This window comes from Methanospirillum hungatei (genome assembly GCF_020216685.1).
Lineage (GTDB): Archaea > Halobacteriota > Methanomicrobia > Methanomicrobiales > Methanospirillaceae > Methanospirillum > Methanospirillum hungatei_B.
The window spans coordinates 1-10,046 of record NZ_JAIWNS010000190.1 but is presented as its reverse complement, the minus strand read 5'-3'; the positions used below and the strand labels follow the sequence as shown (position 1 = coordinate 10,046).

Below are 10,046 nucleotides of genomic sequence, written 5' to 3'. Positions count from 1 at the left end.
GCACAAAAAAATTTCGAAGTACAATTAGGTAGTTAAAAAAGTTATTTTTTGTAATATTGATCATCATAAAAAAGCAGATGCATATAAAATTAATTCAATTAATTAATGAAAACTTAACAGAGAATATAAAGTTTCTCCGAGAATCAAACCGTTAGATTTATATCTACATCTTCAGACATATCATCAGTCCCGTAAAGGGGACGTGTACGAGTGATTACAGTCTATCAGTAACAGATTTCCTTCCAGTATACAGTGACAAAATCGTACAGGTTTTAAGGAACATCGGAGGAACCATATGGCAAAATTTTCCGACACAATCGATCTCTATGACGATCAGGGCAAGCTGCTGAAAAGCGGTGTTGCCTTAGATAAAGTAAGCCCGCTGACAAACGCCGGCATCAAGAAGATGATCAGCCTTACCAAGAGAACTGTTGCAGTGAACCTTGGTGGAGCAGAGGCATTTCTTAAGACCGGAAAGGCCGGAAAGAACCAGATCCCAGGACGTGAACTCAACCTTGACCTTGTTGCCAATGCAGGTGCAATCAAGGAGAAGATGTTCAAGATGCTCCAGGTCACTGAGGGCGATGACACCGAGATCAAGGAATTCGGTGGCGGTAAGCTCCTGCTTTGTACCGTCCCAACTGCACGTATCGATGCAGCAGCAACCTACGATGCAGCAATGACCGCTGTTTCAGCAGCAGCAACCTATGCAGTCATTGACCAGTTCAACGTCGACATGTTCAACGGTTCAACTGTCAAGGCAGCATTCTGGGGTACCTACCCACAGACTATGGACCCGTCAGGCTCAGCTTGTGCATCCATTCTGTCCATTCCACAGAACAATGAAGGTCTTGGATATGCTCTCAGGAACATCCAGGCAAACCACTGTGTCATGATCACCAACAAGAATGCAATGCAGGGTGCAGCACTCTCCGCAACCTTTGAACAGGCAGGAGAGTTCGAGATGGGAGCCGCAATCGGACCATTCGAGCGTGCACAGCTCCTTCTCTACGCCTACCAGGGTCTGAACGCGAACAACCTGGTCTATGACCTCGTGAAGAAGAATGGCGCAACCGGAACCATCGGTACCGTTGTCCAGTCACTTGTCGAGAGAGCAATCGAAGACAAGGTCATCACCCCAGGAAAGAAGGGACCATCCGGATACACCTTCTACGAGACCAAGGACCCAATGCTCTGGAACGCCTACACTGCAGCCGGAACTATGGCAGCAACCATGGTAAACTGTGGTGCCGGCCGGTTTGCCCAGGCAGTATCCTCAACCCTGCTCTACTTCAACGACCTCATTGAGCACGAGACCGGACTTCCAGGTTGTGACTATGGTCGTGTCATGGGTGTAGCAGTCGGATTCTCATTCTTCAGCCACTCAATCTACGGTGGTGGAGGTCCAGGTATCTTCAACGGTAACCACGTCGTTACCCGTCATGCAGCCGGTGTTGGTCTCCCCTGTATCGTCGCTGCCTGTGCTCTTGATGCAGGAACCCAGATGTTCAGCCCGGAGAGCACCTCTAAAGTCTACCAGGACACCTTTGGTAAGATCCCAGAGTTTGCCCAGCCGATTCAGCACATCGCTCAGGGAGCATAAATCCCCAAGGTTTCGCACAATGGCTGATGCTGAATTCCCGCAATGCAGGATCGTCACCGAGCGCCTCTTAAAACCTGAAACTGTTGAGAAAATCCTCAATAAACTGGCGGTCATACCCGGGATCCGAAGGATCGTCATTAACGGCCCGAGTATACCCCAGAAAGTCCCCTATGGCCCCGCACGGGGCCTGGATAACCCCCATTCCGGAAAGGCAACAATCCGGGTCGGGGTAACGGATGTTGACCTCAGGGTGCAGGTGGGAACATTCCTTCTCGAACTGGAAACACGGGATATTGTGTCGCAGGTAGAGGAAGCCTGTAAGGAAGTCTTCACGAATTTTTCATACTCGGTCAAGGAAGGAAAATTCATGAGATCAACCCCGACCCAGGTTGACTATGCGAAGTACGGCCCGAATGCAAACGAAATCATGTTAGGTCTGGTCGATCCCAAAAATAAAACCGGACCGACACTCATCCAGGGACATAAATAATGCCAATCGGACGGGTAACACAGGTTGTTGACTGCCGCGAAAGTGCGGGTATGGGAAAAGGAGGGGCCCTTGCCCAACGGGGGACGATCTCCGAATGCCGATATCCTGACGTCATCATCGTAGGGATGTCCCCCGGTCGCCGGCATGTCACAAAGCCGGTCTGTGATATCACGTCTGCCCTGCGGGCACAGGGGGTTGAATATAGTATCAGCACCATGATTCTCAACGCGGGCTCCGGGATTCCCCCTGATGCCCCCAAGAGTGCCGGTCATGTGCTGGGAGCATATTTCGGCCTGAATGAGAAGGAAATAATCCAGGTTAACCGCCATAAAGTTGCGGTTCTGCACCATGGAAATGTCAGATCACATATCGTCCATAAGGTCAGGTCTATCTTAAAGGACTGTGATATTCCGGCGGTTGTGGTCTGTCAGGCTCCTGTTGATTACGAGGATTTTGCAAGGGAAGGGGTAAAAACGGCGTTTGTGATGCCAGCTGAAGAGAATGTCCGGACAAAAGGGACAGTTATGGCGATTGTCAGTGGTGTCACGAGGGGTCAGACCCCGTCACGTGAGAAGATCAGCGAAGTCATTCACGAAGTCATGAAACTTATGAAAACTTCAGATTTGGAGAGATAAAGATATGGCATATACTCCACAGTATGGTCCGGGCCAGTCTATTGTAGCCGAGAACCGGCGCAAGCAGATGAACCCAAATGTAAAGCTCGAAAAAATCCGTAATGTTACCGATGAAGACATCGTTCTCATCCTTGGTCACCGTGCACCAGGTCAGGCATACCCGACTGCACACCCGCCACTCGCAGAACAGGGCGAGCCGGACTGTCCGATCAGAAAGATTGTCACCCCGACCGACGGAGCAAAGGCTGGAGACCGTGTCCGGTACATCCAGTTCGCTGACTCCATGTTCAATGCACCATCTCAGCCATACCAGAGAACATACACCGAATGTTACCGCTACCGTGGTATCGACCCGGGAACTCTGTCCGGCCGTCAGATCGTCGAGTGCCGTGAGCGTGACCTTGAAAAAATCTCTGCAGACCTGATTAACACCAACCTCTTCGACCCGGCCCGTGTCGGTATCCGTGGTGCAACCGTACATGGTCACTCCCTCCGTCTTGCAGAAGACGGTATGATGTTTGACATGCTGCAGCGGTGTATCCTCGAGGGCGGCACAGTCAAGTACGTAAAGGACCAGATTGGTACCCCGCTCGACAAGAAGGTCGATGTAGGAAAGCCAATGGACGATGCCTGGCTGAAGGCAAACACTACGATGTTCCACTCACTCGTTGGTACCTCTTACCGGAGCGACGCTGAGTACATCGAATATATCCAGCGTATTCACTCCCTGAGAACAAAGTACGGTTTCATGCCGGTGGAGTAAGGAGGTACTAAATATGGCAAAAATTGAGAGAGCACAGAAACTTTTCCTCAAAGCACTGAAGACCAAATTCGAGGGAGACGTCGCAGATACCAAGACTGGTTTTTACAACTTTGGTGGTCTGAACCAGTCCCCAAGAAAGAAAGAGTTCATGGAGGCATCCAAGAAGGTAGAACTTCGCCGTGGAATCTCCATGTACGACCCGAACCGGTGCCACCTTGGTGGTCTGCCAATGGGTCAGCGTCAGCTCATGACCTACGAAGTCTCCGGAACCGGAACCTTTGTAGAGGGTGACGACCTGCACTTTGTCAACAACCCGGCAATGCAGCAGATGTGGGATGATATCCGTCGTACCATCATCGTCAACATGGACCTTGCACACCAGACCCTGCAGAAGCGTCTTGGCAAGGAAATCACCCCGGAGACCATCAACGAGTACCTTCACATCCTTAACCACGCAATGCCTGGTGGTGCAGTCGTTCAGGAACACATGGTTGAGACCCACCCAAGTGTCGTCGATGACTGTTATGTAAAGGTCTTTACCGGAGACTCCGAACTTGCAGACCAGATCGAGAAGCAGTTCGTTCTTGACGTCAACAAGCTCTTCCCGGCAAAGCAGGCAGAGCATCTGAATGAGGCTGTTGGCAAGTCACTCTGGCAGGCAATTCACATCCCGACCATCGTCTCACGTACCTGTGATGGTGGAACTACCTCCCGGTGGTCAGCCATGCAGATCGGTATGTCCTTCATTACCGCATACCGCATGTGTGCCGGAGAAGCAGCAGTCGCTGATCTTTCCTTTGCAGCAAAGCACGCTGGTGTTATCCAGATGGCAAGCCACCTCCCGGCCCGTCGTGCCCGTGGCCCGAATGAACCAGGTGGAATCATGTTCGGTCACTTTGCTGACATGGTCCAGACAAACCGGAAGTACCCGAACGACCCGGCACGGGCATCCCTTGAGGTTGTCGGTGCAGGAACCATGCTCTTCGACCAGATCTGGCTCGGATCCTACATGTCTGGTGGTGTCGGATTTACCCAGTATGCAACTGCAGCATACACCGACAACATCCTCGATGAGTTCACCTACTACGGTATGGACTACATCAAGGACAAGTACAAAGTCGACTGGAAGAACCCAAGCCCGAAGGACAAGGTCAAGCCAACCCAGGACGTCGTGAACGACATTGCCGGAGAGGTCACCCTCAATGCAATGGAGCAGTACGAACAGTTCCCAACCATGATGGAAGACCACTTCGGTGGTTCCCAGCGTGCAGGAGTTATCGCAGCAGCATCCGGTCTGTCTGTCGGTGTTGCAACTGCAAACTCCAACGCTGGTCTGAACGGATGGTACCTTTCCATGCTCATGCACAAGGAAGGCTGGTCACGTCTCGGATTCTTCGGATACGACCTGCAGGACCAGTGTGGTTCAACCAACTCACTCTCTGTCAGACCTGACGAGGGTTGTATCGGTGAATACCGTGGTCCAAACTACCCGAACTACGCAATGAACGTGGGTCACCAGGGAGAATACGCAGCAATTGTTGCATCTTCCCACTACACCAGAAACGATGGTTTCTGTCTGTCCCCACTGATCAAGATCACCTTCGCAGACCCATCCCTGCCGTTCGACTTTGCCGAGCCACGGAAGGAGTTCGCAAAGGGTGCAATCCGCGAGTTCGTAGCCTGCGGAGAGCGTACTCTTCTCATGCCAGCCCGTTAAACGGGAAAAAATATTTTTTCTTTTTTTCGCTGCTGTTTGTAAGAAGGTTTAAGAGTAGAGACCTTCAGGTCTGTATCATGGGATATCGTTTATCCATACTCGTTTTACTGATGGAATCCGATCAAAATGGGTATCTTCCGTGATCATCGTGTCAATACCCTGATGTGACATCCAGGCTGCGTGTATCGCATCTCTTGGTTTTATTGCGTATTGGGTCATAATAAAATGTGCTGATTTCAGAATTTCAGGGCTGACATCAATATAATGTACATTTGGTAGTGAGAGAAAATATTCTGAACATTCAAGAGCGATCTCACGGTTTATCTTTTTCATCAGCACGTAGACAATTTCGTCCCAGGTTAGAGTGGAGGTACATGCAATGAATTCACCCTCCATTATATGACCAAGGATTTTTCTGCACCAGTGACCTTCAGGAGTATCACTTGCTGTAGCATAAATAAAAAAATTTGAGTCAATATATTTCATATTGTTTTAAATTTCTCGAGAATCATCTGCTCATGGATCTCATCCGAATCAATATGAGTAATATAATTGTTTTTAGAAAGTTGCTTAAATCTTTCTAATATTTCTCCTTTATCTGGAGAAATTATAATTTTTCCAGATTCAATGGTAATGATTACTTTTTGGCCGGGCTTGAAATTCGTATTGGCAAATATTGTATGAGGGATGGTTAGATCACCATTTTCCCTGATGATTACTTCCATATAAGGTAAATTTGTTTTTCTGATATTTGAGACATTGGAACATACCCATTATAGCGTCTGATGATAATTGTGTTCATAGGACAAACTATTTATTTCCCATATGAGATCAATTATCTATGTCTCATCTCACATCAATACTCTTCGTCCTGGCTATAACATTGATTATACTGGGAATCCCTTCTGGTGCGGATGTCAACAAAACGTACTACAACGGGTATTCGTTTGATCCAGAACTTGTACCATCAGGGATGATTCCCTACGAACCCGGATGGTCCCATGGTTCACTCTTTAGTGCCCCAAACTGGCTGCTTGCCCAAATTGATCAAAACCTGATGAGTACGGTACTTGACCGGGGAGTCACCCCGACCCCGACCCCGGTAATTGGTTCTGATGCATATGATACTCATATATCAGAGGGGCTTGCTGCTCTCGAGGGAGGAAATTATCGTGCTGCGTTTACGGCTTTTCAGGCTGCAACCGCTCTAAAACCTGATTCGTCCGATGCATGGTATGGCCTTGGGATAGCTCTTGAAAGCCAGAAAAGATTCCTTTCAGCACTTGATGCCTACACGAAAGCCATCTCGTATGCAAAAGGGGCGTCATCAAACTGGGCTTCATATGCAGGAAAGGGAAGAGTTCTCTATAGCTTAAACCGGTTTGCGGAAGCTAAAGCAGCCCTTGAAACTGCAATTGAGCAGTATGAGAAGGCAGGAGTGTCCCATCCGGATGAACTAGGTGAGATATCCCGTCTCCTTGAAGAGCTGAACCAAAGAAGTATTATTCAAAACCCGGTACCGATGTCAGCATACATTCCTCCGGTGGTTTCCGGAGTATAACCAACTTTTTTCGCTCTGGTTTTCCAAACTCTAATAGAATACTGAGAAGGAATGGGAGATTCTATGAGTAAAGCCAAAAAAATCGGGATAATTATCTGTGATCGGTACAGAACATGTGCCGGAGGCAAATGCCTGAGGTCCCTGCACAACCGTGAAGGAGCCTTCAGCAGGTATAAGGGAATGGAGATTGAACTGGTTGGATTTGCCACCTGTAATGGATGTCCGGGCGGGAATATTGAATATGCTCCGGCAGAGATGAAAAAGAACGGTGCTGAGATAATTCACCTGGCCACGGGAATGATCATAGGATACCCCCCATGTCCACGCATAAAATATTTCTCATCCTTCATCACGGAAAAATATGGAATCGAAGTGGTGATCGGCACACATCCCATTCCAACAAGTTACTATGAGACACATACTAATCTTGGGACATGGGATTCTGAATCATGGAAAGACATGCTGGCCCCTACTCTTGGTGATGAAAAAACCAGGGCAGATTACAATTAAACTCAAGATCTTTTATTTCCATATCTTTTTTTTCTTATTAAATTCAGAGAATGCCCATTTTAAGCCGAATATCCCGGTAGAGGATGGTGCATGGAACGAACGTTTTGAGATACTTTTATGTATTTTTACTCATATGAGTAATAATGGTACGATACATCGTACCAGGAGTATACCTATGCCACGATTTGATGGAACCGGACCCATTGGAAGGGGTCCCATGACCGGAAGAGGATTTGGATACTGCCGCACTGTATACCAGCCGGAACAGGCTCAAACTACATCTTCCGGAGAAAACCAGACAGGAGTTACCAGCGAAAATGTACCCATATTTCAGCCACCTGTTCAGGGTCAGACACCCGTATACGGACGAGGTCGTGGAGGAATACCCTATGGCGGGGGAAGAGGCTGTGCATATGGAGGCTCTCGAGGAAGAAGGGGACGCTGTTTCTGGTAAAATCTGTTACAGCGGTGGGATCTCTATAGATCCTTACATATCCTGATCAGGTTTTTATTTTTGAGAAAAGTATTCTTTCAGTACATCCATTATGATACTAAATTGATAACTTATATCTAGGTAAACCAGAAAAGATGCCTTATGAATACAGTAATTCAGATAGATCAGGATCTCAAAATTTCTCTTAACGCGATAAATGAGAAAGTGCTCTTTAGACCATTTGAAAAAGTATCTCTACAGGTGATGGATAATGATACAATAGTCATTCACCGGGAATCCGATGAGGATCCGTTCCTGAAATCCATACGGGAACCTGCAAATTCAAAAGAAAAATTCACCCGAAGTGACATTGAAGCAATGAAAAATGAGTTCTGGTCAGATTGCAGGTAATTATTGACTCTAATATACTCATTTTCGCAAATAATGCAACAATGCCTGAGCAGAAAGAGAGTCTTGCCATTATCGAGGAAATGATTGCTTCTGATAATACTTTTTTGAATACTATCATAATTTCTGAGACGTACCACATCCTAACCCGTATGCTGGGTAAAGAAGAAGCGATGCAAAGAACATAAGCAATCTTATCCTCAAAATACATCACATATCTTCCCATTTCTTATGAAATAATGAATAAAGCCATATTTACCAGTTGTGATAAGGAACTTCGAATAAATGATGCAATCATTGGCATTCAGGCATTAGGCAATGCTGATGGAATACTGAAAGATAATACGAAAGACTTCAAAAAGATAGATGGATTGAATATCATTCCATTGAGAGAAACCCAGTGAATTCGATTATTCAGGTATCCCATTGAAACTATGACTCACCACATTTTCGGGCCGGTTATCTCACGACGACTTGGACGATCTCTAGGAATTGATCTCATCCCCTTTAAGACATGTTCATATAACTGCGTGTACTGCGAATGCGGAGCAACAACAGATCTCACATCACAGCGAAGAGAGTTTTTCCGAACCGATGAGATCATACACCAGGTGGATACCATTCTCTCCTCATCCCCAAAACTTGATTATATCACGTTCGCCGGATCAGGCGAACCCACCCTCTCGCTCTCCCTCGGTCCTGTATTGACCCATCTGAAACAAAACTATGATCAATATAAGGTAGCGGTCCTGACAAATGGAAGTCTCTGCACTGACCCGGATGTACGGCGGGACCTTCTCCAGGCTGATCTCGTGAGTCCGACGATAACAACAACCACTCAGGAGATCTTCGAGAAAATTCACCGGCCGGTTCCGGGATTATCTGTTACCGGGATCATCCGGGGGTTACAAAGTCTCAGGAATGAGTATACAGGGCAGATCTGGCTGGAGGTATTTTTGATCCCCGGACTGAACACCACAGAAAATGAACTCGGGTCGCTCCGGTCAGCGGTATATCACATCAGGCCTGACCGGATCCAGCTCAATTACCTTGACCGGCCGGGGACCGAAGCATGGGTATCTTCACCTGACCCGCGGCATTTAAAGAGAATCCAGGAGTTCTTTGCTGAAGGAGGGATACCGGTTGATATCACCGGGTTTGATGAACCAGGAGCGATTCTTACCCAGGATGATAGTATTGCCCAGATAGATGAAACACTCCGGCGTCGTCCGTGTACTGCTGAAGATATCGCACACATGACCGGTCTTCAGGTACCGGATGTCAGAAAAAAACTGGCCCTGATGGTTCAGCAGGGGATTGTACAGGCAAAAAGTGGTAATAGGGGGATTTTTTATTGGATCTCCTCAGAAACCTGAAAGACATGCGTCCATCAGATCCCTTCACCATTTTCTTATTCTCCCTCATTATACTCCAATCAAGATAAACCGCATGATTCCACCCACGAAAAATGCGGTGGTTGCCATAATGATAACCGATTTTACCATTCCGATGAGTCCAAGCTCACGATACAGTACTGCAAAGGCCCCGGCACAAGGAAAGTACATCGTCAGCGTGGTGACCGCTACAACCATCTGCTGGGCGGACATCTCCAGGGGAAGGAGCATACCAATGGCCAGATCTTTTCGTAAAAATCCGGTCAGAAGAGCTCCGGATGCTTCCTTTGGCAGACCAAGCCAGCCAACAATGAGAGGAGCGAGCACTGTGCCGAGCCAGGCAAGAAATCCGGTTGCATATAATATATTAACCAGCAGGACACCCAGGAACAGATAGGGTACCGCTTCCGCAATGAACGCAACAAGACGCATCCAGGTCTTTTTCAAGACCATGTTCAGCCGGGGGGTCCGGTAGGGCGGGATTTCAAGAAATATCTCCGGACACTCGCCATGTATCACTCTGCTGAGGATC

At 47.7% G+C, this 10,046-nt stretch carries 14 protein-coding genes; 11 read left to right on the top strand and 3 right to left on the bottom strand.

Annotated elements, in window-relative coordinates; translation table 11 throughout:
* Nucleotides 1-295 precede the first annotated feature (295 nt).
* The 5 genes from mcrB to mcrA are packed head-to-tail and all read left to right on the top strand — an operon-like array spanning nt 296 to nt 5,208.
* Complete coding sequence (gene mcrB, locus LDL35_RS11790) at nt 296-1,603, top strand: coenzyme-B sulfoethylthiotransferase subunit beta (RefSeq protein ID WP_304022617.1); 1,308 nt, start codon at nt 296-298, stop codon at nt 1,601-1,603.
* A gap of 19 nt (nt 1,604-1,622) precedes the next feature.
* Complete coding sequence (mcrD, locus tag LDL35_RS11785) at nt 1,623-2,093, top strand: methyl-coenzyme M reductase operon protein D (RefSeq protein WP_011449109.1); 471 nt, start codon at nt 1,623-1,625, stop codon at nt 2,091-2,093.
* Nucleotides 2,093-2,728 (top strand): methyl-coenzyme M reductase I operon protein C, encoded by a 636-nt coding sequence (gene mcrC, locus LDL35_RS11780; protein ID WP_304022616.1) that lies wholly within the window; start codon nt 2,093-2,095, stop codon nt 2,726-2,728. The genes mcrD and mcrC overlap by 1 nt, the downstream gene beginning before the upstream one ends.
* A gap of 4 nt (nt 2,729-2,732) precedes the next feature.
* A complete protein-coding gene (gene mcrG / locus LDL35_RS11775) occupies nt 2,733-3,491 on the top strand; it encodes a coenzyme-B sulfoethylthiotransferase subunit gamma (protein ID WP_304022615.1) in 759 nt (252 codons plus the stop codon).
* 13 nt (nt 3,492-3,504) lie between these two features.
* Nucleotides 3,505-5,208, top strand: a complete 1,704-nt coding sequence (mcrA, locus tag LDL35_RS11770) for a coenzyme-B sulfoethylthiotransferase subunit alpha (RefSeq protein WP_304022614.1) — start codon at nt 3,505-3,507, stop codon at nt 5,206-5,208.
* A 75-nt stretch (nt 5,209-5,283) separates the two neighbouring features.
* Here mcrA and LDL35_RS11765 read toward each other — a convergent pair whose 3' ends face one another.
* A complete protein-coding gene (locus LDL35_RS11765) occupies nt 5,284-5,694 on the bottom strand; it encodes a type II toxin-antitoxin system VapC family toxin (RefSeq protein ID WP_304022613.1) in 411 nt (136 codons plus the stop codon).
* Nucleotides 5,691-5,933, bottom strand: a complete 243-nt coding sequence (locus LDL35_RS11760) for a hypothetical protein (RefSeq protein ID WP_304022612.1) — start codon at nt 5,931-5,933, stop codon at nt 5,691-5,693. The genes LDL35_RS11765 and LDL35_RS11760 overlap by 4 nt, the downstream gene beginning before the upstream one ends.
* 116 nt (nt 5,934-6,049) lie before the next feature.
* Between LDL35_RS11760 and LDL35_RS11755 the strand changes: the two genes are divergently transcribed.
* The 6 genes from LDL35_RS11755 to LDL35_RS11730 all read left to right on the top strand — a co-directional run bounded on the left by LDL35_RS11755 (nt 6,050) and on the right by LDL35_RS11730 (nt 9,496).
* On the top strand, nt 6,050-6,769 hold the full coding sequence (locus LDL35_RS11755; RefSeq protein ID WP_304022611.1) for a tetratricopeptide repeat protein: 720 nt from the start codon (nt 6,050-6,052) through the stop codon (nt 6,767-6,769).
* Between the two features lie 63 nt (nt 6,770-6,832).
* Nucleotides 6,833-7,279, top strand: a complete 447-nt coding sequence (locus tag LDL35_RS11750; RefSeq protein ID WP_304022610.1) for a CGGC domain-containing protein — start codon at nt 6,833-6,835, stop codon at nt 7,277-7,279.
* 175 nt (nt 7,280-7,454) lie between these two features.
* Complete coding sequence (locus tag LDL35_RS11745; protein WP_304022609.1) at nt 7,455-7,733, top strand: DUF5320 domain-containing protein; 279 nt, start codon at nt 7,455-7,457, stop codon at nt 7,731-7,733.
* Between the two features lie 141 nt (nt 7,734-7,874).
* Nucleotides 7,875-8,123, top strand: a complete 249-nt coding sequence (locus LDL35_RS11740) for a hypothetical protein (RefSeq protein WP_304022608.1) — start codon at nt 7,875-7,877, stop codon at nt 8,121-8,123.
* 236 nt (nt 8,124-8,359) lie between these two features.
* Complete coding sequence (locus LDL35_RS11735; protein ID WP_304022607.1) at nt 8,360-8,524, top strand: hypothetical protein; 165 nt, start codon at nt 8,360-8,362, stop codon at nt 8,522-8,524.
* A gap of 30 nt (nt 8,525-8,554) precedes the next feature.
* Nucleotides 8,555-9,496 carry a radical SAM protein gene (locus LDL35_RS11730; protein WP_304022606.1) on the top strand — a complete coding sequence of 314 codons (942 nt, stop codon included), beginning with the start codon at nt 8,555-8,557 and terminating at the stop codon, nt 9,494-9,496.
* A gap of 48 nt (nt 9,497-9,544) precedes the next feature.
* Here the strand turns inward: LDL35_RS11730 and LDL35_RS11725 are convergent.
* Nucleotides 9,545-10,046: nucleoside recognition domain-containing protein (locus LDL35_RS11725; RefSeq protein WP_304022604.1), on the bottom strand; the 502-nt coding region annotated here is incomplete at its 5' end.